Origin of the sequence: Azospira oryzae, assembly GCF_004217225.1 — a bacterium.
Lineage (GTDB): Bacteria > Pseudomonadota > Gammaproteobacteria > Burkholderiales > Rhodocyclaceae > Azospira > Azospira oryzae.
The window spans coordinates 1,651,035-1,673,397 of the sequence record NZ_SHKM01000001.1 but is presented as its reverse complement, the minus strand read 5'-3'; the positions used below and the strand labels follow the sequence as shown (position 1 = coordinate 1,673,397).

24 protein-coding genes are annotated in these 22,363 nt (G+C 66.8%); 18 read left to right on the top strand and 6 right to left on the bottom strand.

Features of this window, described 5'->3' with window-relative positions:
* Positions 1–31: 31 nt before the first annotated feature.
* Positions 32–862: a YihY family inner membrane protein gene (locus EV678_RS07610; protein ID WP_014238525.1), complete on the top strand. Its 831-nt coding sequence runs from the start codon at positions 32–34 to the stop codon at positions 860–862.
* On the opposite strand, the gene EV678_RS07605 is transcribed toward EV678_RS07610, so the two are convergent.
* On the bottom strand, positions 859–2,385 hold the full coding sequence (locus EV678_RS07605) for a hypothetical protein (RefSeq protein ID WP_130459059.1): 1,527 nt from the start codon (positions 2,383–2,385) through the stop codon (positions 859–861). The two genes, EV678_RS07610 and EV678_RS07605, sit on opposite strands and share 4 nt — an antisense overlap.
* Before the next feature lie 269 nt (positions 2,386–2,654).
* Here EV678_RS07605 and rpsP point away from each other — a divergent pair, with 269 nt between their 5' ends.
* The 4 genes from rpsP to rplS are packed head-to-tail and all read left to right on the top strand — an operon-like array spanning position 2,655 to position 4,696.
* Entirely contained in the window at positions 2,655–2,906 is a 252-nt protein-coding gene (gene rpsP, locus EV678_RS07600) for a 30S ribosomal protein S16 (RefSeq protein WP_014238523.1), read from the top strand.
* A 6-nt stretch (positions 2,907–2,912) separates the two neighbouring features.
* Positions 2,913–3,461, top strand: a complete 549-nt coding sequence (gene rimM, locus EV678_RS07595) for a ribosome maturation factor RimM (protein WP_014238522.1) — start codon at positions 2,913–2,915, stop codon at positions 3,459–3,461.
* Positions 3,462–3,498: 37 nt separating this feature from the next.
* Positions 3,499–4,308, top strand: coding sequence for a tRNA (guanosine(37)-N1)-methyltransferase TrmD (gene trmD / locus EV678_RS07590; RefSeq protein WP_130459058.1), 810 nt, complete (start codon positions 3,499–3,501; stop codon positions 4,306–4,308).
* 16 nt (positions 4,309–4,324) lie between these two features.
* Complete coding sequence (gene rplS / locus EV678_RS07585) at positions 4,325–4,696, top strand: 50S ribosomal protein L19 (RefSeq protein ID WP_014238520.1); 372 nt, start codon at positions 4,325–4,327, stop codon at positions 4,694–4,696.
* A 215-nt stretch (positions 4,697–4,911) separates the two neighbouring features.
* On the opposite strand, the gene folE2 is transcribed toward rplS, so the two are convergent.
* The 4 genes from folE2 to EV678_RS07565 form a co-directional block, all read right to left on the bottom strand.
* On the bottom strand, positions 4,912–5,709 hold the full coding sequence (gene folE2 / locus EV678_RS07580) for a GTP cyclohydrolase FolE2 (protein ID WP_130459057.1): 798 nt from the start codon (positions 5,707–5,709) through the stop codon (positions 4,912–4,914).
* 93 nt (positions 5,710–5,802) lie between these two features.
* Positions 5,803–7,656 (bottom strand): 1-deoxy-D-xylulose-5-phosphate synthase, encoded by a 1,854-nt coding sequence (dxs, locus tag EV678_RS07575; protein WP_130459308.1) that lies wholly within the window; start codon positions 7,654–7,656, stop codon positions 5,803–5,805.
* 43 nt (positions 7,657–7,699) lie between these two features.
* Positions 7,700–8,608: a polyprenyl synthetase family protein gene (locus tag EV678_RS07570; RefSeq protein WP_014238517.1), complete on the bottom strand. Its 909-nt coding sequence runs from the start codon at positions 8,606–8,608 to the stop codon at positions 7,700–7,702.
* 47 nt (positions 8,609–8,655) lie between these two features.
* Positions 8,656–8,922, bottom strand: coding sequence for an exodeoxyribonuclease VII small subunit (locus EV678_RS07565; protein ID WP_014238516.1), 267 nt, complete (start codon positions 8,920–8,922; stop codon positions 8,656–8,658).
* Positions 8,923–9,068: 146 nt separating this feature from the next.
* Between EV678_RS07565 and EV678_RS07560 the strand changes: the two genes are divergently transcribed.
* From EV678_RS07560 to EV678_RS07540, 5 genes are all read left to right on the top strand, one after another.
* Positions 9,069–10,178: an aromatic ring-hydroxylating oxygenase subunit alpha gene (locus EV678_RS07560; RefSeq protein ID WP_130459056.1), complete on the top strand. Its 1,110-nt coding sequence runs from the start codon at positions 9,069–9,071 to the stop codon at positions 10,176–10,178.
* A gap of 110 nt (positions 10,179–10,288) precedes the next feature.
* Positions 10,289–11,146, top strand: a complete 858-nt coding sequence (locus EV678_RS07555; RefSeq protein ID WP_130459055.1) for a DMT family transporter — start codon at positions 10,289–10,291, stop codon at positions 11,144–11,146.
* Positions 11,147–11,239: 93 nt separating this feature from the next.
* Entirely contained in the window at positions 11,240–11,596 is a 357-nt protein-coding gene (locus EV678_RS07550) for a SpoIIAA family protein (RefSeq protein ID WP_130459054.1), read from the top strand.
* Positions 11,596–12,444 (top strand): sulfurtransferase, encoded by an 849-nt coding sequence (locus EV678_RS07545; protein ID WP_130459053.1) that lies wholly within the window; start codon positions 11,596–11,598, stop codon positions 12,442–12,444. The genes EV678_RS07550 and EV678_RS07545 overlap by 1 nt, the downstream gene beginning before the upstream one ends.
* A gap of 12 nt (positions 12,445–12,456) precedes the next feature.
* Positions 12,457–12,882, top strand: a complete 426-nt coding sequence (locus EV678_RS07540; RefSeq protein WP_130459052.1) for a DnaJ family domain-containing protein — start codon at positions 12,457–12,459, stop codon at positions 12,880–12,882.
* A gap of 7 nt (positions 12,883–12,889) precedes the next feature.
* Here EV678_RS07540 and queG read toward each other — a convergent pair whose 3' ends face one another.
* Positions 12,890–14,008, bottom strand: coding sequence for a tRNA epoxyqueuosine(34) reductase QueG (queG, locus tag EV678_RS07535; protein ID WP_207222240.1), 1,119 nt, complete (start codon positions 14,006–14,008; stop codon positions 12,890–12,892).
* Between the two features lie 18 nt (positions 14,009–14,026).
* Between queG and tsaE the strand changes: the two genes are divergently transcribed.
* From tsaE to ispH, 8 genes are all read left to right on the top strand, one after another.
* Positions 14,027–14,554: a tRNA (adenosine(37)-N6)-threonylcarbamoyltransferase complex ATPase subunit type 1 TsaE gene (gene tsaE / locus EV678_RS07530; protein WP_130459305.1), complete on the top strand. Its 528-nt coding sequence runs from the start codon at positions 14,027–14,029 to the stop codon at positions 14,552–14,554.
* Positions 14,503–15,870, top strand: coding sequence for an N-acetylmuramoyl-L-alanine amidase (locus EV678_RS07525; RefSeq protein WP_130459051.1), 1,368 nt, complete (start codon positions 14,503–14,505; stop codon positions 15,868–15,870). The genes tsaE and EV678_RS07525 overlap by 52 nt, the downstream gene beginning before the upstream one ends.
* Positions 15,871–16,095: 225 nt before the next feature.
* On the top strand, positions 16,096–17,019 hold the full coding sequence (locus tag EV678_RS07520) for a bifunctional riboflavin kinase/FAD synthetase (protein WP_130459050.1): 924 nt from the start codon (positions 16,096–16,098) through the stop codon (positions 17,017–17,019).
* A 26-nt stretch (positions 17,020–17,045) separates the two neighbouring features.
* A complete protein-coding gene (gene ileS / locus EV678_RS07515) occupies positions 17,046–19,838 on the top strand; it encodes an isoleucine--tRNA ligase (protein ID WP_130459049.1) in 2,793 nt (930 codons plus the stop codon).
* On the top strand, positions 19,831–20,331 hold the full coding sequence (gene lspA, locus EV678_RS07510; RefSeq protein ID WP_130459048.1) for a signal peptidase II: 501 nt from the start codon (positions 19,831–19,833) through the stop codon (positions 20,329–20,331). The genes ileS and lspA overlap by 8 nt, the downstream gene beginning before the upstream one ends.
* A 15-nt stretch (positions 20,332–20,346) precedes the next feature.
* Entirely contained in the window at positions 20,347–20,907 is a 561-nt protein-coding gene (locus EV678_RS07505; protein ID WP_014238504.1) for a sulfite oxidase-like oxidoreductase, read from the top strand.
* On the top strand, positions 20,907–21,350 hold the full coding sequence (locus EV678_RS07500) for an FKBP-type peptidyl-prolyl cis-trans isomerase (protein WP_130459047.1): 444 nt from the start codon (positions 20,907–20,909) through the stop codon (positions 21,348–21,350). Before EV678_RS07505 ends, EV678_RS07500 begins: the two co-directional genes overlap by 1 nt.
* An 83-nt stretch (positions 21,351–21,433) precedes the next feature.
* Positions 21,434–22,363, top strand: coding sequence for a 4-hydroxy-3-methylbut-2-enyl diphosphate reductase (gene ispH, locus EV678_RS07495; protein ID WP_130459046.1), 930 nt, complete (start codon positions 21,434–21,436; stop codon positions 22,361–22,363).

Here is a 22,363-nt window from a genome sequence, read left to right as displayed (position 1 = left end):
GTCCCGGGTTTTTTTCTATTTGATGGTGGCGATGGCCAGACGACGTTACTCCCAGCGGGAAGGCATGCTGCCGGAAATGTTCAGACGTTTCCGGGAGGAGCGCTTCACCCAGACCGCCGCCAGCCTGGCGTACACCACCCTGCTGTCCCTGGTGCCCCTGGTGGGCCTGGTGGTGGCCGTGCTCTCGGACCTGCCCTTCTTCCCGGTGATCCTGGACCAGGTGAACACCTTCCTGGTGGCCAACCTGCTGCCGGACAAGGCCGGCGTGGTGATCGCCAAGTACACCCTGATCTTTTCCCAGAAAGTCAATCGCCTGACTTGGCTCGGCGTCATGGTGCTGGCCGGCACGGCCCTGGTGCTGATGCTGACCATCGAGCGGGCCCTCAACCACGTGTGGCAGGTCGGCGTCTCCCGTTCCCCGGGCCGGCGGCTGAAACTCTATCTGGTGATCGCCCTGCTCGGGCCCCTGGTGCTCGGCGCCGTCTTCGGCGTCACCTCCTACGTGGTGACGGCCTCCCTGGGCTTCTTCAACGAGGCCCTCTGGGTGCGCAACGCCCTGCTCAAGGCCCTTTCGGCGGTGCTGCTGGGGGGCTTCTTCGCCTTCCTCTACTTCGCCGTGCCCAATGTGCCGGTGCGCCTGCGCCATGCCATCTGGGGCGGGGCCTTCGCCTCCCTGGCCATCACCCTGATGCAGCGCGGCTTCGAGTTCTACCTGGCCAAGGTGCCGTCCTATACCCTGATCTACGGCGCCTTCGCCGCCGTGCCCATCTTCCTGGTGTGGCTGTACCTGTCCTGGCTGGTGGTGCTGCTGGGCGCCCTGCTGGCCGCCACCCTGCACCGCCGCAATCCGCCGGGAGGCTAGTCCGGCTGTTCCTCGACGGCGATGGAGAAAATCTCCACCCGGGCCGTCTGTTCGTCCAGGCTGGTGGTGCGCACTTCCTTGATTTCCAGATTGTCCCGTTCCACCAGCAGCACGAAGCGTCCCTGGTCCGCCGGCAGCAGCCCGGCCGGCGTCACCAGGGAGTCGTTGGGCCGCAGGCCCGGAACGGCGGGCAGGACCAGGACATGGGGGTGGGCGCTGGCATTCTCGCCGGGCAGGGCGATGGTGGCGGGCAGGGCCTTGGGGGCCAGGATCTGCAGGCCGATCTCCAGGTGCTCCGGATTTTCCGAGAGGGCCCAGCGCACGATGCAGGCCTGCCAGCCGCCGCGGCCCGGCGGGTGGTTTTCCGGCTTGAGGGCCACCACGTCGCCCACTTCCAGCTTTTCCGAGGTGCCGGCAAGGTGCATCAGGGCGTAGCCGTCCGGGCTTTCGTTGGTGATCATCCAGGAGGAACCTTCGCCTTCTTCCAGGGCAGGGCCGCGCAGCAGGCCGGCCAGGGGTTCCAGGCCGGCGTGCAGGGTCACCCGGTAGCTCTGGCGCCGGCGCGGGAAGCGCCGCCGGGCCGGGTTGCCCCAGAAGCGGATGAGGCGGCGCAGGACGCTGCGCCCGCTCAAGGTGGCGGCGAATTCGGGCAGTTCGCTGGTGCCCGTCCGCTGGCTGCCGGATTCCAGGGTGTGCAGCTGCCGCTCGAGGAAATGGGCCAGCTGGTCGCAGGAGAACCACAGCACCGGCGTTTCCGGCGGCGGCAGGCGGCGGGCCAGAGCCACGGCCGGGCTGTCCCGGTTGGGATCGATCCAGAACAGGCCCCGGTGGCGCTCGTCGGTGATGCTGAGGAATTCCAGCCGGTGTCCGTGCCGTTGGGCGATGTCGGCAATGAATTCCAGTTCCCGGGCGCTGAAGGAGGCCGGCTGGGCGCAGGCCAGGAGCAGGGTGCTGGCGTATTCGTTCTCGATGCTGGAGGCGGTGCCTTCGGGCGGTTGCCCCTGCAGGCCCCGTTCCCGGGCCAGGGCGTAGGTGCGGTGGGCGGCTTCCCAGATGCCGACGGCGGCGGGGGAGGCTACCAGGGCGCTGATCAGCAGGTGCTGCTTGAGCAGGTACTGGGCGCGCCAGAGAATCACGTCCTGGGGCTGGCGCAGGCCCTTCACCAGGTGTTCGTCCACCTGGTCCTGCAGAATGGTAAGGAAGTTGCGGGCCAGCAGTTCCAGCAGTTCCTGGGCGGACTTGACCAGGGCACGCAGCTTGCGCGGCAGGGGCAGGCCGGCCTCGTCCAGGCTGGGGGTCAGCCGGGCCACCGCGGTAACGCTGCGGGCGTGGATCAGGTCCAGGACCCGGTGGCGCTGCTGGGCGCTGGCCGCCGTGTCCTCCATGGCCAGCAGGTGGCCCTTGAGGGTCGTCAGCTCCTGTCCCAGGTCGCCGGACGGCGGCAGTCCCAGCCATTCGATGATGGCGGTGATGCCCAGGGGGGGCGGCGCGGTTTCCGGGGGAACGGAGGACGGTTCGCTCATGGTGTGGTCGGTCAGGGGCGGCGGCGCCGGCTCAAGGGCGCCCGCGGGAGTGTAAAGGTGCGTGGATTATAGCGTGCCGTGCCGCCATCTCCAGGGATTTGCCCGACAGGCGGGCGTTTCCGGGGAGTTCCCGGCCGCCAGGCGGTGGGGGCGGGGCGGATTTGTTTCCCGTTTCCGCCGGGGCAAAGTAGGGGCTTGTTTTATTGCTTGTTTTGCCGCGGTTTATTGTTATAATCTTGCCCTTTTTCTGATTTCGGAAGAGAACAACGATGGTTGTCATTCGCCTTGCCCGTGGCGGCGCCAAGAAGCGCCCCTTCTACAACATGGTGGTTACCGATTCCCGTAACCGTCGCGACGGCCGTTTCGTCGAGCGCGTGGGTTTCTACAACCCCGTGGCCTCCGGTAATGCCGAAGGCCTGGTGATCAAGATGGATCGCCTGACCTACTGGACCGACAACGGCGCCCAGCTGTCCCCGACCGTGGCCCGCCTGGTCAAGCAGTTCGCTGCCAAGGCTGCCTGATAAAGCGTGACGGCAACTGATACCAACCCGGTCATCGTCCTGGGGAAGATCACCGTCCCCTACGGTATCCAGGGCTGGGTCAGAATCCACCCCTTCGCCGACGATCCCCTCGCCTGGGCCAAAATGCCCGAGTGGTGGGTGGCAACGGAGAAGGGGGATGGGGCGGCCGAAGTGCCTTTGGCACAATGGCGCTCCTGCAAGTTGAAGCAATGCCGCTGGCACGGAGACGGGCTGGTTGCAAGGCTTGAAGGCGTTGACGACCGGAATGCCGCCGAGGCCCTGCAAGGGTTTCTGGTGGGCGCTCCCCGGGAAGCGATGCCGGCTACGTCGGAAAACGAGTTTTACTGGACCGATCTGATCGGTCTGGACGTGGTCAATACCCGCGACGAGAAGCTGGGCCAGGTGGTCGGGCTGATCGAAACCGGGGCCAACGACGTGTTGCGCGTCGCCGCCGAAGACGGGGAGGAGCGTCTGCTGCCCTTCGTTGCCGCGGTGGTGCTGGCGGTGGAGCAGGCTGACCACCGCATTCGCGTCGAGTGGGAAAAGGATTGGTGAAAGTCCGCCCGGCTTCGCCTCCGAGGATCGGTTGAGCGTGCGTTTCGACGTCGTCACCCTCTTTCCGGAGATGTTCGCCGCCCTGGCCAACTTCGGCATCAGCCGTCGGGCCCTGGAGGACGGGCGCTGGGTGTTGAACACCTGGAACCCGCGGGATTTCACCGACAACAATTACCGGACCGTGGACGATCGCCCCTATGGCGGCGGCCCGGGCATGGTGATGCTGCCTGAGCCTCTGGAAAAAGCCATTGCGGCGGCCAAGGAGTCCCAGCGGCAGAATGGGGTGGCCCAGCCCCGGGTGATCTATCTGTCACCCCAGGGGCGCCCCCTGACTCACGCCAGCGTCATGCGGCTGAAGGAAGAAGCGGGTCTGATCCTGCTTTGCGGCCGCTACGAGGGAGTGGACGAGCGTCTGATCGAACGCTGCGTTGACGAGGAAGTGTCGATCGGGGATTTCGTCCTCTCGGGCGGCGAGATTCCGGCCATGGCCCTGATGGATGCCGTGGTGCGGCAATTGCCGGGGGTGCTCAACGATGCCACCTCGGCCGAGCAGGACTCCTTCGTGGACGGACTGCTGGATTGCCCCCATTACACCCGCCCCGAGGTGTATGCAGAAATGCCGGTGCCGCCGGTGCTGTTGTCCGGCCACCACAAGGACATTCGCCGCTGGCGACTGAAACAGTCGCTGGCGCGGACCCGGGAGCGTCGCCCGGAGCTGTACGCCAAATGGCTGACGCAACAGACCGAGGGAGGCAAAAAGCTTTCCAAGGAAATTACGCAACTCCTCGGCGAACTCGAAAGAGAAGCGCAAGCGGAGCAATGCGGTGAGATGAAAAGCAGTTCTTAACTTAGGAAGTACTCACATGAACCTGATTGCACAACTGGAACAAGAAGAAATCGCCCGCCTGACCGCCGGCAAGACCATCCCCGAATTCGCCCCCGGCGACACCGTGGTGGTTGGCGTGAACGTGGTGGAAGGTACCCGCAAGCGGGTCCAGGCCTACGAAGGCGTGGTCATCGCCAAGCGCAACCGCGGCCTCAACTCCGCTTTCACCGTGCGCAAGATTTCCTCCGGCGAAGGCGTGGAACGGACTTTCCAGACCTACTCCCCCCTGATCGCTTCCATCGAAGTGAAGCGTCGCGGCGACGTGCGTCGTGCCAAGCTGTACTACCTGCGCGACCGTTCCGGCAAGTCCGCCCGCATCAAGGAAAAGCTGGTCCTCAAGCGCGGCTAAGCTGTTTGGCCGTTGCCATGAAAAGGGCGCCGCAAGGCGCCCTTTTTTTATGCCTGAATTCCTCCGGCGCTACTTCTTCTTGCGCCAGGGACATTTCTTGCAACCCTTCTTGCAGCACTTGCCTGACATTGTGGCTCCTCGGCTTGGTGTCCCGCCCCGGGGACTCGCCGGGTTAGTCAGGTGTTATCAAGAATGGTTCGCAATGTTTTGCGCTATCAGGCGCGCTTGTCCTTCTCGATCAGGGCGTAGGCGGAGTGGTTGTGGATGGACTCGAAATTTTCCGACTCCACCACGTAATGGTCGATGCGGGGATCTTCATTGAGGCGGGCGGCCACGTCCCGCACCATGTCCTCGACGAACTTGGGATTGTCGTAGGCCCGCTCGGTGACCCACTTCTCGTCCGGCCGCTTGAGCAGGCCGAACAGTTCGCAGGAGGCCTGGGCTTCCACCATCTGCACCAGGTCCTCGATCCAGAGGAAGGCGTTGAGGCGGGCGGTGACGGTGACGTGGGAGCGCTGGTTGTGGGCGCCGTAGTTGGAGATTTCCTTGGAGCAGGGGCACAGGCTGGTCACCGGCACCACCACCCGCACCGTGGAGGTGATGCGGCCGTCGGCGATTTCGCCGATCAGGGTGACGTCGTAGTCGAGCAGGCTCTGCACGCCGGAGACCGGGGCGGTCTTGGCGATGAAGTAGGGGAAGCTCATCTCGATGTGGCCGCTGCGGGCCTCCAGGCGGGCGGCCATGGCCTGCAGCATGGTGGGGAAGGATTCCACCGAGATTTCCCGTTCGTGGCTGTTGAGAATCTCCACGAAGCGGGACATGTGGGTGCCCTTGAAGTTGTGCGGCAGGCCCACGTACATGTTGAAGCTGGCCACCGTGTGGCGCACGTCGCCGCCCTTGTCGCGGATTTTCACCGGATGGCGGATGGCCCGGATGCCCACCTTGTTGATGGCAATGCGGCGGGTGTCTTCGCTGTTCTGGACGTCGGGAATGGGAGTCTGGGAAGTAGTCATGGCGGGCTTATCTGCAGTGGGCCGGGCGGAGAGGCAATCGGGATGCGCCTTCCAGCCGGGCGGTGAGCCAATGGGGGCGCGCTTTCCCGGCCTTCAGGCGGGCAGCCGTTGCTGCACCTGGCGGACGATGCCGTCCACGTCCAGGCCCAGCTCGGCCAGCAGCAGGTTCTGGTCGCCGTGGTCGATGAAATGGTCGGGCAGGCCCAGGCGCAGCAGGGGCACGGCCAGGCCCATCTCTTCCAGGGCCCGGGCCACTTCGCTGCCGGCGCCGCCGATCAGGGCATTCTCTTCGACGCTGACCAGCAGCTCGTGGTTCCGCGCCAGCTCGGCCAGCAGCTCCCGGTCCAGGGGTTTGACGAAGCGCATGTTGGCGACGCTGGCATCCAGAACGTCGCCGGCCCCCAGGGCCGCCTGCACCATGCTGCCGAAGGCCAGCAGGGCCACACCCTTGCCCTGGCGCCGGATCTCGCCCTTGCCCACGGGCAGGGCGGTGAGGGCCGTTTCCGGCGTCACGCCGCTGCCGCCGCCGCGGGGATAGCGCACGGCGCTGGGGCCGTCGATGCCCATGGCGGTGGTCAGCATCTTGCGGCATTCGTCCTCGTCCGCCGGAGCCATGATCACCAGGTTGGGGATGCAGGTCATGAAGGAAAGGTCGAAGGCGCCGTGGTGGGTGGCACCGTCGGCGCCCACCAGGCCGCCCCGGTCGATGGCGAAGACCACCGGCAGATTCTGCAGGGCCACGTCGTGCACCAGCTGGTCGTAGCCTCGCTGCAGGAAGGTGGAGTAGATCGCCACCACCGGCTTTAAGCCCTCGCAGGCCAGGCCGGCGGCGAAGGTGACGGCATGTTGCTCGGCGATGCCGACGTCGAAATAGCGTTCCGGGTACAGCTCGGCAAAGCGCACCAGGCCGGAGCCTTCGCCCATGGCCGGGGTGATGCCCACCAGGCGCGGCTCGGCCGCCGCCATGTCGCACAGCCAGTCGGAGAAGACCTGGGTGTAGGTCAGCTTGCCGCCGCCCTTGCCGCTCTGGATACCCACTTCCGGCTGGAACTTGGAAACCCCGTGGTAGAGCACCGGGTTGGCCTCGGCCAGCTTGTAGCCCTGGCCTTTCTTGGTGATGACGTGGAGGAACTGGGGTCCCTTGAGACCCTTCAGATTCTGCAGGGTGGGCACCAGTGCATCCAGGTCGTGGCCGTCGATGGGGCCGATGTAGTTGAAGCCCAGCTCCTCGAACAGGGTGCCCGGGGTGAGCATGCCCTTGACGTGCTCCTCGGCCCGTTTCGCCAGTTCCAGCAGGGGCGGGGCCACGCCCAGCACCTTTTCGCCGGCGCGGCGGGCGGCGGAGTAGAGGCCGCCGGAGAGCAGGCGGGCCAGGTACTTGTTCAGCGCGCCCACCGGGGGCGAGATGGACATGTCGTTGTCGTTGAGGATGACGAGCATGTTGGCGTCGGCGACACCGGCGTTGTTGAGGGCCTCGAAGGCCATGCCGGCGGACATGGCGCCGTCGCCGATGATGGCCACCGCCTTGCGGTTCTCCCCCTTCTGCTTGGCCGCCAGGGCCATGCCCAGTGCGGCGGAGATGGAGGTGGAGGAGTGGCCGACGCCGAAGGTGTCGTAGGCCGATTCGCAGCGCTTGGGAAAGCCGGAGAGGCCGCCGTGCATGCGCAGCTTGGCCATGCCGGCGCGGCGGCCGGTGAGGATCTTGTGGGGGTAGGTCTGATGGCCCACGTCCCACACCAGCCGGTCGTCCGGGGTGTCGAAGACGTAGTGCAGGGCGATGGTCAGTTCCACCGTGCCCAAGTTGGAGGAGAGATGGCCGCCGGTGCGGGACACCGATTCGACGATGAAGGTGCGCAGTTCTTCGGCCAGCTGGGGCAGCTGGCGCTTGTCCAGGCGGCGCAGCTGGGCCGGGCTGTCGATGGTGTCTAGCAGGGGTGTGGCGGTCATCATGGTGCGGCGCTCGAATTCGGTGGATGCGCGAAGGCCCGCTCTAGAACTTGCGGGTCGTGATGTAGTGGGCCAGTTCGATCAGGCGCCGGGCCCGGGGACCGAAACCCTCCAGGGCGCCGAGGGCGTCGCGGCGCAGGTCGTCGGCCAGCTGGCGGGCCGTTTCCAGGCCCAGCAGGCGGACGTAGGTGGGCTTGTCGGCGGCCTCGTCCTTGCCGGCGGTCTTGCCCAGGGTGGCGGTGCTGGCGGTGCAGTCCAGAATGTCGTCCACCACCTGGAAGAGCAGGCCGGCGCGCTTGGCGAAGGCGTCCAGGCGCTCCAGTTCGGCAGCGGCCAGGGGCGTGCCGCAGTGGGCGCCCATGAGCACGGCGGCCCGGATCAGGGCCCCGGTCTTCAGGGCGTGCATCAGTTCCAGCTGAGGCTGGTCGAGGCTCTTGCCGACGGAGGCCAGGTCGATGGCCTGGCCCCCGGCCATGCCGCAGGAGCCGCTGCCGTGGGCCAGCAGGCGCACCAGTTCCAGGCCCTGGGCCGGGCTCGGCCAGGGCTGGGCGGCCAGGATCTCGAAGGCCCGGGACTGCAGCGCATCCCCCACCAGCAGGGCGGTGGGCTCGTCGTACTGCACGTGGCAGGTGGGGCGGCCCCGGCGCAGCACGTCGTCGTCCATGCAGGGCAGGTCGTCGTGCACCAGGGAATAGACGTGGATCATCTCCACCGCACAGGCGACGCAGTCCAGGGCTTCCGCCGTGGCCCCGCACAGTTCGCCGGCGGCGAAGGCCAGCAGGGGGCGGACCCGCTTGCCGCCGCCCAGGGCGCTGTAGCGCATGGCGTCGTGCAGGCCTTGGGGGATGGTCTCGGCGGCGGGCAGGAAGCGGCCCAGGGCGGCCTCGGTGCGGGCCTGGGTCTGGGCCATCCAGTCGGGGAAGGGCAGGGCGGAAGCGTCGGAAGATGCCATGGGAAAACCTGGAGAAGAGGTGCGAAGGCGCAGGTGGGGCCGTGCCTTCAGGCCTCGGGGCTGTTCAAGTCCTTCAGTGTACCGCTTTCCAGGACCTGCACCCGCTGTTCCGCATCGGCCAGCTGGCCCTGGCACAGTTTCAGCAGTTCGACGCCGCGCTTGTAGGCGGACAGGGATTCTTCCAGGGACAGGTTGCCGCCTTCCATGGCCTGGGCGATGCGCTCCAGGTCGGCGAGGGCTTCTTCGAAGGAGGGGGAGGAGGGAGAGCCGGGAGGGGTTCCGGTCTGGCCGCCGGCGCTGGTGGAAGCGGGCATGGGCGATTGATCCATATCAATAACCGGTGGAAATGCAAAAAATACCGTATCACGGGGCTTTTGGTCAAATTTGCGCCGGGGTAGAATCCCGCCTTCGTTGATTTTGCTTCATTTTTCACCCATTGCCTTTTTCCGGAGGTGTGGACATGTCCGACATCGCATCCAGCACCAAACTGGCTCCTGCCGTTAGCCAATTCCCCGTCGAATGGTATTTCGACGAAAAAATGTTCGAATTGGAGATGAAACTCTTCTTCGAGCAGGGCCCGGGGTACGTCGGCCACGAGCTGATGGTGCCCAATGTGCACGACTACCGCACCATGGAGTGGCGCGACCACGGCCGCATGCTGGTGCGCCAGCCGGACGGGGTTTATGACATGTCCAACATCTGCCGCCACCGCCAGGCCATCATGCTGCAGGGCAGCGGCAATGCGGAACACATCGTTTGCCCGATCCACCGCTGGACCTACGACAGCGAAGGCAGCCTCAAGGGCGCGCCCCACTTCCCCGCCAATCCCTGCCTGAACCTCAACAAGCGCAAGCTGGATTCCTGGAACGGCCTGCTCTTCAAGGGGCCGCGCAACGCCCAGGCCGACCTGGCCGGGATGAACGTGGCCGGCGAGTTCGACTTCGCCGGCTACAAGCTGGACCGGGTCGAGATGCACGAGTGCAACTACAACTGGAAGACCTTCATCGAGGTGTACCTGGAGGACTACCACGTGGTGCCCTTCCACCCCGGTCTGGGCAACTTCGTTACCTGCGACGACCTGACCTGGCAGTTCGGCGAGTGGTATTCCGTGCAGAAGGTGGGCATCACCAACCTGGACAAGGTCGGCTCCGCCCCCTATGGCCGCTGGCAGAAGGCGGTCAAGGACTTCTACGGCGCCCGGGGCGAGCAGCCCAAGCAGGGCGCCGTGTGGCTGACCTACTACCCGAATGTGATGGTGGAGTGGTATCCCCACGTGCTGGTGGTGTCCACCCTCATCCCCCAGTCGGTGAACAAGACCATGAACGTGGTGGAGTTCTACTACCCCGAGGAAATCGTCGAGTTCGAGCGGGAGTTCATCGAGGCCGAGCAGGCCGCCTACATGGAAACCGCCATCGAGGACGACGACATCGGCGAGCGCATGGACCGGGGCCGCTGGCAGCTGCTCAAGGAAGGGCGCAACGAAGTGGGCCCCTACCAGTCCCCCACCGAGGACGGCATGCAGCACTTCCACGAGTTCTACCGCCGCATCGTCGAGCCCCACCTGAAGTAGAATTCTCCCAGCCCAAGCATCGGGGCGCCTGCGGGCGCCCCTTTTGTTTCCCCCGCGCCGTTTTCTGCGGCGTCGTTTTTCCGGCTTCATCGCCGAAGGATTTCCTGCCCATGCAATCCCTGTGGATGGTCGCCGCCGCATTCCTGTTCGCCTGCATGGGCGTGTGCGTCAAGCTGGCGGCCGAGGCGGGCTATTCCCCGGCGGAAATCGTCTTCTACCGCAACGCCATCGCCCTGGCCCTGATGAGCGCCTCCATGTTGTGGGGACGCCTCGATCCGCGCACTCCCCACTGGAAATTCCAGATCTACCGGGGCGTCTCCGGCTTCATCTCCCTCATGCTGTACTTCTACGCCATCGCCTGGCTGCCCCTGGCGACGGCGGTGACCCTCAACTACACCTCGCCCCTGTTCCTGGCCCTGTTCCTCGCCGGCCTCTCCGGTGCCCGCCTGCCCGCCAGCCTGGTGGGTGCCCTGGTGGCCGGCTTTGCCGGGGTGGTGTTGCTGCTGCAGCCCACCTTCCATGCGGACCAGCTGGCCGGCGGTCTGATGGGCCTGGCCTCCGGCGTCCTCGCCGGCCTGGCCTATTACAACGTGCGCGAGCTGGGGCAGAAGGGGGAGCCGGAGTGGCGCACGGTGTTCTACTTCTCCCTGCTGTCCACCCTCGGCGCCGGCCTGTGGATGCTCTTCTTCCGCTTCCATCCCCTGACCCTGCGCGGCGCCGGCCTGCTGCTGGGGGTCGGCATCTTCGCCACCCTGGCCCAGCTGGCCATGACCCGGGCCTACAGCCGGGGCCGCACCCTGGTGGCGGCCAGCCTGGCCTACACGGCGGTGGTCTTCGCCAGCCTGTTCGGCATGCTCTTCTGGGGCGAGGTGCTTTCCCTCGCCGCCTGGCTGGCCATCGCCATCATCGTCCTTTCCGGCATGGCCGCCACCCGCTTCTCCCGGGCCAATCCGGCGGAGCAGGACTAGGCCGGCACCCGGCGCCGCCGGGCCCGCCCATGGCTGCGCCGGCCGCCCCATTCCAAGTTAAACTCATATCCACATAACAACACGGAGCAAGCCATGATCGTTACCGACCACCAGGATAGCCTGGTTTCCGTCGCCGTTTTCGGTGAATTCACCCTGGCCGACTACAAGGAGTTCGAGGAGCTGGTGAATTTCAAGGTGAAGTTCGAAGGCCCGGTGAATCTCTTTTTCGATCTGCGCCAGATGGCCGACGTGACCCTGGACACGGCCCTGGAGGAAATCCGCTTCTCCAAGGCCCACGCCAACGATTTCGAGCGCATCGCCGTCATCACCGAGAGCCAGTGGGTGACCTGGAGCGCCTGGCTCTCCCGCGCCTTCGTCGATGCCAGTATCCGCGTCTTCTCCGACGAAGCCGAAGCCAAGGCCTGGCTGGCCGAGCAGGACGTCATCTGATGCCTGCGGCCGTCCACACCACCCTGGTGGATGGGGCCACCCTGGCCGCCCGCCTGGGCGATCCGGCCTGGGTGGTGGTGGATTGCCGCCATGATCTGGCCGACCCGGCCGCCGGGGAGGCCGCCTACGCCCGGGGGCACATTCCCGGAGCCGTCTTCCTGCATCTGGACCGGGACCTTTCTGCCGCCAAGAACGGCCGCAACGGCCGCCATCCCCTGCCCCATATCTCCACCCTGGCCGCCGCCCTGGGCCGGGCCGGCATCGGCCCCGGGGTCCAGGTGGTGGCCTACGACGACTGCGGCGGCATGATGGCCGGGCGCCTGTGGTGGCTGCTGCGCTGGCTCGGCCACGAGGCCGTGGCCCTGCTGGACGGCGGTCTGTCCGCGTGGACTGCCGCCGGCGGCGCCCTGAGCACAGTGATGCCCGAGCCTGCCGCCCGCACCTTCACGCCCGCGCCCCGGGACTGGGTGCTGGACGCCGACCAGGTGCTGGCCGGCCTGGGCCGGCCGGACCGGGTCATTGTCGATGCCCGGGCGCCGGACCGTTTCCGCGGCGAAAACGAAAGCATCGACCCGGTGGGCGGCCATATCCCCGGCGCCCGCAACCGCTTCTTCCGCGACAACCTGGGGCCCGACGGCCGCTTCAAGCCGGCCGATCAGCTGCGCCAGGAATGGACGGCGACCCTGGCCGGCGCTGCGCCGGAGCAGGTGGTGCACCAGTGCGGCTCCGGCGTTTCCGCCTGCCACAACCTGCTGGCCATGGAAATCGCCGGCCTGCCCGGTGCCCGGCTCTACGCCGGCTCCTGGAGCGAGTGGTGCGCCGATCCGGCACGGCCGGTGGAGCGCTGAAAGGGCAGGGCGGTGCTGGCCTTCGAACTGCTGGCGGAACAGCGCATCAACGAGGCCCTGGCCAAGGGCGAGCTGTCGGACCTGCCCGGCAGCGGCCGGCCCCTGGAACTGGGCGACGACCTGCTGGTGCCGGAAGACCAGCGCCTGGCCCAGCGCATCCTCAAGAATGCCGGCTACACCCCGCCGGAAGTGGGGCTGCGGCGGGAGATCGCCCAACTGCGTGCCGAACTGGAGCTGCTCGACGAGGTGGAGCGCGGTCCCGCCTGGCAGCGCCTCTGCCTGCTGATGAGCCAGCTGAGCCTGGCCCGTGGCGCCGCCATCAATCTGTCCCTGGAGGACCGCTACTGGGAGCGCCTCAAGGCGCGCTTCGCCGGTAGCGCGGAGGATGGGGCGGAGGAGGGCGCAGGGGACGGCGGAGGCCGCGGACCCGCCGCCTGAAGAGGCTTCAGACGCCGCCCGTGGGCGGCGTTTTCTTTTCCAGCTGCCGTTCGGCCCAGGCCACGTGCTCCCGCACCACGGCGGAGTCGTCCTCCCGGCGGGCGGCCAGGGCCGCCCTGGCTTCCTCCGTCGCCGGGCCGTTGCCCAGGGCCACGGCGATGTTGCGCCGCCAGCGTTTAATGCCGATGCGGCGGATGGGGCTGCCGGCCATGCGTTCGAGGAAATCCGCCTCGCTCCAGGCCATCAGGGCCGAGAGCCGCGCCGCATCCAGGCCCTGGCGGGGGGTGAATTCCGGGTCCCCCATTTGGCCGAAGCGGTTCCAGGGGCAGCACAGCTGGCAGTCGTCGCAGCCGTAGATGCGGTTGCCCAGCAGGGGCCGCAGTTCCTCCGGCATGGCGCCGTCCAGCTCGATGGTCAGGTAGGAGATGCAGCGGCGGGCGTCCACCTGGTACGGAGCGACGATGGCCCGGGTCGGGCAGATGTCGATGCAGCGGGTACAGGCGCCGCAGTGATCGCTCACCTCGGCATCCGCCGGCAGGGGCAGGTCGGTGTAGATTTCGCCGAGGAAATGCCAGGAGCCCTCCCGGGTCAGCAGCAGGGTGTGCTTGCCGCGCCAGCCCAGGCCGGACTTACGCGCAAATTCCACCTCCATTACCGGGGCCGAGTCGGAAAAGACCCGGTAGCCGAAGTCGCCGATCTCGGCCTGCAGCCGGTCCGCCAGCTTCTGCAGGCGGTTGCGGATGACCTTGTGGTAGTCCCGCCCCAGGGCGTAGCGGGACACATAGCCCAGGGCCGGATCGGCCAGCACCTGCTCGGGCTCGGCGCCCCGGGGCAGGTAGGGCAGGCGCACCGAAATGACGGTCTGCACGCCGGGCACCAGCTGGCCCGGATCGAGCCGCAGGGGGGCGTGTTTGGCCATATAATCCATGCTCCCGTGGCGCCCCTGGTCGAGCCAGGCCAGCAGCCGCTGCCCGGCCTCGCCGATCTCGGCCCGGCCGATGGCCACCTCGGCAAAGCCCAGTTCCCGGCCCCAGGCCTTGAGGCGGGCGGCCAGTCCGGGCCAGTCCGGGGCCGCTCCTCCCGCCGCCGCCGGGCGGGCGGGGGTGCCGGCTCCCGTTTGCTGCATTTCTTCCGTTGGTTCCATATGCCCGATCATAGCGAATCTGCTGCCCAATCCCTTAATCCAGGCCAAAGTCTGCTGCTGGCTAACGAAGCGGCGACCCAGGCCCTGGGCACCGCCCTGGCCCAGGCCGCTGGGCCGGGCCTGGTGATCTACCTGGAAGGGGACCTGGGGGCGGGCAAGACCACCTTGGTGCGGGCCCTGCTGCGGGCCCTGGGCCACACCGGTCCGGTGAAGAGCCCGACCTACGCCTTGGTTGAAGTTTACAAACTTTCGAGCTTATACTTGTATCACTTTGATTTTTATCGTTTCGAGTCGCCGGAAGAGTTTGTCGATGCTGGGTTGGATGATTATTTCCGCCAAGGGGCCCTGTGCCTCGTGGAATGGCCGGACAAAGCCGCGGGCTTTGTGCCGCCGCCCGATCTCGTCCTGGCTTTCCGCTTCCGCGACGATGACGGCCGTGATCTCCAGTTGCAACCCCATTCTCCGGGAGGTGAGCAATGCGTAAACGCTCTCATGTCCCGCCTGTCGAGCGACGCCGGGCCCTGCTGAAGGCCGGCGGGGCCGCCTTGGTCCTGCTCGTCACGCCCCTGGCCCGGGCCGCCGCCGGCAAGTCGCCCTCCATTCTCTCGGTGCGGGTGTGGCCCGCCGCCGACTACACCCGGGTCACCCTGGAGCATGACGCCCCGGGCGGCGCTCCCCTGAAGTTCACCCAGTTCTCGGTGAAGAATCCCGAGCGTCTGGTGGTGGATATCGAAGGCATCGAATTCAACAGCGTCCTCGACGGCCTCTCCAACAAGGTGGCGCCGGACGATCCCTACATCAAGCTGCTGCGGGCCGGCCGCTTCAAGCCCGGCGTGGTGCGCCTGGTCATGGAGCTGAAGACCGAGGTGCAGCCCCAGGTCTTTTCCCTGAAGCCGGTGGGCGAGTACGGCAGCCGGCTGGTGCTGGACGTCTACCCGGCCAATCCGCCCGATCCCCTGCTGTCCCTGCTGGACAAGAAGGACGGCGACGGGCTGGATGCCATCGCCGAGGCCGGCCGGCGCGAACCGGTGGCCGAGGAGCCGTCCCAGGCCCAGCAGGCCCCGGGCCGCGCCCAGGAAGCCCGGCCGGCGGAACCGGCCAAGCGCAACACCAAGCCGGTGGTGGATCGTCTCGTTACCATCACCCTGGATCCGGGCCACGGCGGCGAAGACCCGGGAGCCGTGGGCAAGGGCGGCAGCCACGAGAAGGACGTGGTGCTGTCCATCGCCAAGCGCCTGAAGGCCAAGATCGACGCCGAGCCCAATATGCGGGCCGTGCTGACCCGGGATTCGGATTTCTTCGTGCCCCTGCACATGCGGGTGCAGAAGGCCCGCCGGGTCCAGGCCGACCTCTTCGTTTCCATCCATGCCGACGCCTGGATCAAGCCCGATGCCCGGGGTTCCTCCGTGTTCGTGCTGTCCGAGCGGGGCGCCTCCAGTTCCCAGGCCCGCTGGCTGGCCCAGAAGGAAAACGAGGCCGACCTCATCGGCGGCGTGAACATCGGCGTCAAGGACCCCTTCCTCGCCCGCACCCTGCTGGACCTTTCCCAGACCGCCACCATCAACGACAGCCTCAAGCTGGGCAAGGCCGTGCTGGGAGAGCTGGGCGGCATCAACGCCCTGCACAAGGCCAGCGTGGAGCAGGCCGGCTTTGCCGTGCTGAAGGCGCCGGACATTCCCTCGATCCTGGTGGAGACGGCCTTCATCAGCAATCCGGAAGAGGAAAAGCGCCTCAACGACGACGCCTACCAGGATCGCATGGCCGAGGCCATGCTCAAGGGCATCCGCCAGTACTTCGCCAAGAATCCGCCCCTGGCCAAATCCAGGCTGGCCCGGCTCGACTGAGCCCAAGTCCCCACCGTCTCTGATGCCTGCCCGGAGAGGCAGGCGGGACGGCCTTTGCAGGCAGGTCATGCCGTCCAGGGCCGTCCCTTCTGCCCTGGCGGGCAGCCCCCTGTGGCGGTTCTCTCCCGGAGCGGGCGGCGGTGCCGCAGGACGGGGGTAAAACCGTTATAATTCAGCCTTTTTTCGCGCCCCGCCCGGGGCATAAGAAGGATTCCGGCTTCCACCATGCTCGTCCTGCGCGGCGTTAAAACCCCGGCCCCCAGTGCCACGGTGCTGACCATCGGCAATTTCGATGGCGTGCATCTTGGCCACCAGGCCCTGCTTGCCCGCGTCGGCCAGGCCGCCCGGGCCTGCGGCCTGCCGGCGGCGGTGCTGACCTTCGAGCCCCATCCCCGTGAGTTCTTCGACCCGGCCTCGGCCCCGGCCCGGCTCACCACCCTGCGCGAGAAGCTGGAACTGCTGCAGAACTACGGCGCCGACCTCACCTGCGTCAGCCCCTTCAACACCGTCTTCGCGGCCCTGACGGCGGACGAGTTCATCGAGCAGGTGCTGGTGCGCTGTCTCAGGGTGCGCCACCTCATCATCGGCGACGACTTCCGCTTCGGCGCCCGCCGGGCCGGCGATTTCGCCCTGCTGCAGGCCGCCGGTGCCTCCCTCGGTTTCCAGGTGGAGGCCATGGAGAGCGTGGTGCAGGGCGGCGAGCGGGCTTCCAGCTCCGGCGTGCGCGAGGCCCTGGCGGCCGGCGACATGGCCCGGGCCGCCCGTCTCCTGGGCCGTCCCTACAGCATCGACGGTCGCGTGGTGCACGGCCAGAAGCTGGGGCGCCAGCTGGGCTTTGCCACCGCCAACATCCGCATCAAGCACAATCCCCTGCCGCTCACCGGCGTCTTCGCCGTGAGCGTCACCGGCGCTGCCGGCCGGCCCCTCAACGGGGTGGCCAACCTGGGGGTGCGTCCCACCGTGGGCGGCCAGCTGCAGCCCCTGCTGGAAGTGCACCTCTTCGATTTCGACGGCGACATCTACGGCGCCCACCTTTCCGTTTCCTTCCTGCACAAGCTGCGGGACGAGATGAAATTCCCCGACTTCAACGCGCTCGTGGCCCAGATCGGCCAGGACGCGGAAGCCGCCCGCGCATTTTTCCAGCGTTAAGAAAACCTTAGGCATTTGAGGCTGTTATGGCTGACTACAAGAACTCCCTGAATCTTCCCGACACTCCCTTCCCCATGCGCGGCGACCTGCCCAAGCGGGAGCCCCAGTGGGTGCAGCAATGGCAGGAAAAGAAGCTGTACCAGAAGATTCGCGAGATCTGCGCCGGCCGGCCCAAGTTCATCCTGCACGACGGCCCTCCCTACGCCAACGGCAACCTGCACCTGGGCCACGCCCTGAACAAGATACTCAAGGACATCATCGTCCGCTCCAAGACCCTGGCCGGTTTTGATGCGCCCTACGTGCCGGGCTGGGACTGCCATGGCCTGCCCATCGAGCACAAGATCGAAGTCACCCACGGCAAGAACCTGCCCGCCGACAAGGTGCGGGAACTGTGCCGCAGCTACGCCGCCGAGCAGGTGGAAGTGCAGAAGAAGGAATTCATCCGCCTCGGCGTGCTGGGCGACTGGGACAACCCCTACCTGACCATGAACTTCGCCAACGAGGCCGGCGAGATCCGCGCCCTGGCCGAGATGGTCAAGCAGGGCTACGTCTTCAAGGGCCTGAAGCCCGTCAATTGGTGCTTCGACTGCGGCTCCGCCCTGGCCGAGGCCGAGGTGGAATACGCCGACAAGAAGTCTCCCACCATCGACGTGGCCTTCCCCGTCAGCCAGGCCGATGCCCCCAAGCTGGCGGCGGCCTTCGGCCTCAACGCCCTGCCCAAGCCCGCCTATGCGGTGATCTGGACCACCACCCCGTGGACCATTCCCGCCAACCAGGCCCTCAATATCCACCCCGAACATGAATACGCCCTGGTGGACGCGGGTGACCGCCTGCTGGTGCTGGCCAAGGAGCTGGTGGCCGACTGCCTCAAGCGCTACGGCTGCGAAGGCACGGTGCTGGCGACCGTCAAGGGCAAGGCCCTGGAGCGCCTGGAATTCCGCCATCCTTTCTACGACCGGGTTTCCGTCGTCTACCTGGCCGACTACGTGGGCCTGGATGCGGGCACCGGCATCGTCCATTGCGCCCCCGCCCACGGCGTGGACGACTTCAACGCCTGGCGCCATTACGGCCGCGGCAACGACGAGATCATTTCCATCGTCAAGGGCGACGGTGTCTATGTGGACGAGCTGCCCTTCTTCGGCGGCCTCTCCATCTGGAAGGCCAACCAGGCCATCTGCGACAAGCTGTCCGAAGTGGGCTGCCTGCTTTCCCACGGCAATGTCAGCCACAGCTACATGCACTGCTGGCGCCACAAGACTCCGGTGATCTACCGGGCCACCGCCCAGTGGTTCGTCGGCATGGACCGCCTGCCCACCGACGGCAAGTCCCTGCGCGAAAAGGCTCTGGCCGGGGTCGAGGCCACCGCCTTCTATCCGGCCTGGGGCAAGCCCCGCCTGCAATCCATGATCGCCAACCGGCCCGACTGGTGCATCTCCCGCCAGCGCAACTGGGGCGTGCCCATTCCCTTCTTCCTGCACAAGGAAACGGGGGAACTGCATCCGCGCACCGTGGAGCTGATGGAGGAAGTGGCCCAGCGCGTGGAGAAGGAAGGCATCGAAGCCTGGTTCAAGCTGGATGCGGCCGAACTGCTGGGGGCCGAGGCCGCCCAGTACGAGAAGATCAGCGACACCCTGGACGTCTGGTTCGACTCCGGCACCACCCACTGGCACGTGCTGCGGGGCTCCCATAACGACGGCCACGCCACCGGCCCCCGGGCCGACCTCTACCTGGAAGGCTCGGACCAGCACCGGGGCTGGTTCCATTCCTCCCTGCTCACCGGCGCCGCCATCGACGGCCACCCGCCCTACAAGGCCCTGCTCACCCACGGCTTCACGGTGGACCAGCAGGGGCGCAAGATGAGCAAGTCCCTGGGCAACACCATCCTGCCCCAGGAAGTCTCCGACAAGATGGGCGCCGACATCCTGCGCCTGTGGGTGGCGGCTACGGACTACTCCGGCGAATTGGCTATGTCCAAGGAAATCCTGGCCCGGGTGGTGGAAGCCTACCGCCGCATCCGCAACACCCTGCGTTTCCTGCTGGCCAACATCGCCGACTTCGATGCGGCCAAGGATATGCTGCCGGTGGCCGAGTGGTTCGAGATCGACCGCTACGCCCTGGCTCTGACCCGTCAGCTGCAGACCCAGGCCCAGGCCGACTACGACCGCTACGAGTTCCACCGCGTGGTGCAGGCCCTGCAGACCTTCTGTTCCGAGGACCTGGGCGGCTTCTGGCTGGATATCCTGAAGGACCGCCTGTACACCACGGCGCCGGCCTCCAAGGCCCGCCGCTCGGCCCAGAGCGCCCTGTGGCACGTGACCCAGAGCTTCATCCGCCTGATGGCGCCGATCCTCTCCTTCACCGCCGAGGAAGTGTGGCAGATCCTCTCCGGCGATGCGGACCAGTCCATCATGTTCCACACCTGGCACGACCTGCCGGCCCAGGCCGGCGAAGGCGAGCTGCTGGCCAAGTGGAACCTGATCCGGGAGGCGCGCGGCGAAGTGACCAAGGCCCTGGAGGCCCTGCGCGAGGAAGGCAAGATCGGCTCCTCCCTCCAGGCCGAAGTGCGGATCAGCGCCGAGGGCGACAAGTACGCGGCCCTGGCCAGCCTGGGCGACGACCTGCGCTTCGTCCTCATCTGCTCCAAGGTGAGCGTGGCCCAAGGCGCCGATGCCATCGCCGCCGAGGCCTCCACCCAGAAGAAGTGCGAGCGCTGCTGGCACTACCGGGAGGACGTGGGCAGCAACCCGGAACACCCCGAACTGTGCGGCCGTTGCGACAGCAACCTGCACGGCGAGGGCGAGGTGCGCGAGCGTGCCTAAGTCCTCCCTGGGCCGCTGGTACGGGCTGGCGGCCCTGGTCATCGTTCTCGACCAGCTCTCCAAATGGGCGGTGCTGGCGAGCCTGAACTACGGCGACACGGTTACCGTGACGCCCTTTTTCGACTGGGTCTTCGTCTTCAACCGGGGCGCCGCCTTCAGCTTCCTCGCCGACCAGTCCGGCTGGCAGCGCTGGTTCTTCACCCTGCTGGCCCTGGGCGTGTCCGGCTGGATCGCCTGGATGCTGCGCCAGCACCTGGCCGAGCGCCTGCTGTGCTTCTCCCTGACCCTGATCATGGGCGGTGCCCTGGGCAACGTCATCGACCGGGTGCGTTTCGGCGCCGTGGTGGATTTCCTGCAGTTCCACGTGGCCGGCTGGTACTACCCGGCCTTCAACGTGGCCGACTGCGCCATCACCGTGGGGGCAATTTTGCTGGCCTGGGAGCAAATCCGGCGTAAACCTGTCCAAGGGAGTCCGGATTCTTCCGCTTCCTAACGTCAGGGCCCGTTCATGAGCGACCACCGCATTCCTCCCGGCCAGCGCCACGTCACCGATTTTCCGGTGCTGGACCTGGGCATCCATCCCGACATCCACCATGAAAACTGGCAGTTGCGCCTGTTCGGCCTGGTGGCCCAGGAAGTGGTGCTGGACTGGGAACAGTTGCTGGCCATGCCCCAGGTGCAGCGGACCAGCGATTTCCACTGCGTCACCACCTGGACCCGGCTGGACGTGCCCTGGGAGGGCGTGCTGGCCCGGGACGTGGTGAATCTGGCCGGCCCCCTGGCGGAAGCCCGCCACGTCACCCTGCACAGCTACGACGGCTATACCACCAACGTGCCCCTGGCGGCGCTGCTGGACGACGACGTGCTGGTGGCCCACACGGTGGACGATGCACCCCTGTCCGTCGAACACGGCGGCCCAGTGCGCCTGGTGCTGCCCAAACGCTACGCCTGGAAGAGCGCCAAATGGCTCTCCGGCATCGAATTCCACGCCGAAGACCGTCCCGGTTACTGGGAAGTGCGCGGCTACCACAACGAAGCAGATCCCTGGAAAGAAGAGCGGTATTCCTGATGAGCCAAGTCGATCAAGCAACGGTCCAGCCGGACAGCTTTCTCACCCTGCACTACCGCGTCACCACCGGCGACGGCAGCGAGATTCTCAACACCTTCGACATGAAGCCCGCCACCCTGCAGATGGGCAGCGGCCAGCTGGCGGAGAACCTGGAGAAGTGCCTGCTTGGCCAGGTGGCCGGACAGCGCCACGTATTCCTGCTGGAACCGGCCCAGGCCTTCGGCGAACACAACCCCCGGCTGGTGGAGCGCATCGCCCGGGAAGCCCTGCCGCCGGGCATGGAACTGAAGGAAAACTCCGTGGTGGAGTTCAACGACGGCGAGGGTGCCGAGTTCGCCGGCTTCCTGCGGGAACTGACGGAAAGCCACGCCCTCTTCGATTTCAACCACCCCCTGGCCGGCAAGTCCGTGCGCTTCGAGGTGGAGATCATCGGCATCCTCTAAAGGCTTGCCCCGGGGCCTTGGCCCCGCCGCGTCCAACCCCCGGTGCCGGGAGCTGTGGCTCCCGACCCAACTGAGAGTCATCCATGGAAGTCATCCTCGCCAATCCCCGCGGTTTCTGTGCCGGCGTCGAACGGGCCATCGCCATCGTCGAACGGGCCCTGGAGCGTTTCGGCGCGCCCATCTATGTGCGTCACGAAGTGGTGCACAACAAGTTCGTGGTGGACGGCCTGCGCGCCAAGGGCGCCGTCTTCGTCGAGGAACTGGACGAAGTGCCCGCCGGTGCCACGGTCATCTTCAGCGCCCACGGCGTCGCCAAGGCCGTGCGCGAGGAAGCCGACCGGCGCGGCCTCAAGGTATTCGACGCCACCTGTCCCCTGGTCACCAAGGTGCATAACGAGGTGGCCAAGATGCGGGAACAGGGGCGGGAAGTCATCATGATCGGCCACAAGGGCCATCCCGAAGTCGAGGGCACCATGGGGCAGAGCGTCAATGGCGGCATGCACCTGGTGGAAACCCGGGAGGATGTGGACCAGCTGATGGTGCGGTTCCCCGAGCAACTGGGCTTCGTCACCCAGACCACCCTGTCGGTGGACGACGCCGCCAACGTCATCCAGGCCATTCGCGGGCGTTTCCCCGATGCCGCAGGACCGCGCAAGGACGACATCTGCTATGCCACCCAGAACCGCCAGGATGCGGTGAAGCATCTGGCCGAATCCTGCGACCTGGTGATCGTGGTGGGCTCCCGCAACAGCTCCAATTCCAACCGCCTGCTCGAAGTGGCCAAGCTGCGCGGTGTGCGGGGCTATCTGGTGGATGGGGCCGAGCAGATTGAGGCCGAATGGCTGCAGGGAGTGAACACCATTGGCGTCACCGCCGGCGCCTCCGCACCGGAGACCCTGGTACAGGGGGTCATCTCCCGCCTGCAGGCGCTGGGCGCCGGCAATGTGCGCCAGTTGGGGGATGGGGAGCCGGAGGTGAACTTCCCCCTGCCCAAGGAACTGCTGGGCAACTGA

What these genes read in the sequence shown, in the direction of transcription:
- rpsP (WP_014238523.1), top strand. Translation starts at nt 2,655, where the DNA reads ATGGTTGTCATTCGCCTTGCCCGTGGCGGCGCCAAGAAGCGCCCCTTC.
- ileS (WP_130459049.1), top strand. Translation starts at nt 17,046, where the DNA reads ATGGCTGACTACAAGAACTCCCTGAATCTTCCCGACACTCCCTTCCCC.
- EV678_RS07565 (WP_014238516.1), bottom strand. Translation starts at nt 8,922, where the DNA reads ATGCCCGCTTCCACCAGCGCCGGCGGCCAGACCGGAACCCCTCCCGGC.
- folE2 (WP_130459057.1), bottom strand. Translation starts at nt 5,709, where the DNA reads ATGACTACTTCCCAGACTCCCATTCCCGACGTCCAGAACAGCGAAGAC.
- rplS (WP_014238520.1), top strand. Translation starts at nt 4,325, where the DNA reads ATGAACCTGATTGCACAACTGGAACAAGAAGAAATCGCCCGCCTGACC.
- EV678_RS07555 (WP_130459055.1), top strand. Translation starts at nt 10,289, where the DNA reads ATGCAATCCCTGTGGATGGTCGCCGCCGCATTCCTGTTCGCCTGCATG.
- queG (WP_207222240.1), bottom strand. Translation starts at nt 14,008, where the DNA reads ATGCAGCAAACGGGAGCCGGCACCCCCGCCCGCCCGGCGGCGGCGGGA.
- EV678_RS07610 (WP_014238525.1), top strand. Translation starts at nt 32, where the DNA reads ATGGCCAGACGACGTTACTCCCAGCGGGAAGGCATGCTGCCGGAAATG.
- ispH (WP_130459046.1), top strand. Translation starts at nt 21,434, where the DNA reads ATGGAAGTCATCCTCGCCAATCCCCGCGGTTTCTGTGCCGGCGTCGAA.
- dxs (WP_130459308.1), bottom strand. Translation starts at nt 7,656, where the DNA reads ATGACCGCCACACCCCTGCTAGACACCATCGACAGCCCGGCCCAGCTG.
- EV678_RS07560 (WP_130459056.1), top strand. Translation starts at nt 9,069, where the DNA reads ATGTCCGACATCGCATCCAGCACCAAACTGGCTCCTGCCGTTAGCCAA.
- EV678_RS07550 (WP_130459054.1), top strand. Translation starts at nt 11,240, where the DNA reads ATGATCGTTACCGACCACCAGGATAGCCTGGTTTCCGTCGCCGTTTTC.
- tsaE (WP_130459305.1), top strand. Translation starts at nt 14,027, where the DNA reads ATGCCCGATCATAGCGAATCTGCTGCCCAATCCCTTAATCCAGGCCAA.
- EV678_RS07545 (WP_130459053.1), top strand. Translation starts at nt 11,596, where the DNA reads ATGCCTGCGGCCGTCCACACCACCCTGGTGGATGGGGCCACCCTGGCC.
- EV678_RS07570 (WP_014238517.1), bottom strand. Translation starts at nt 8,608, where the DNA reads ATGGCATCTTCCGACGCTTCCGCCCTGCCCTTCCCCGACTGGATGGCC.
- EV678_RS07525 (WP_130459051.1), top strand. Translation starts at nt 14,503, where the DNA reads ATGCGTAAACGCTCTCATGTCCCGCCTGTCGAGCGACGCCGGGCCCTG.
- EV678_RS07505 (WP_014238504.1), top strand. Translation starts at nt 20,347, where the DNA reads ATGAGCGACCACCGCATTCCTCCCGGCCAGCGCCACGTCACCGATTTT.
- EV678_RS07605 (WP_130459059.1), bottom strand. Translation starts at nt 2,385, where the DNA reads ATGAGCGAACCGTCCTCCGTTCCCCCGGAAACCGCGCCGCCCCCCCTG.
- EV678_RS07500 (WP_130459047.1), top strand. Translation starts at nt 20,907, where the DNA reads ATGAGCCAAGTCGATCAAGCAACGGTCCAGCCGGACAGCTTTCTCACC.
- EV678_RS07520 (WP_130459050.1), top strand. Translation starts at nt 16,096, where the DNA reads ATGCTCGTCCTGCGCGGCGTTAAAACCCCGGCCCCCAGTGCCACGGTG.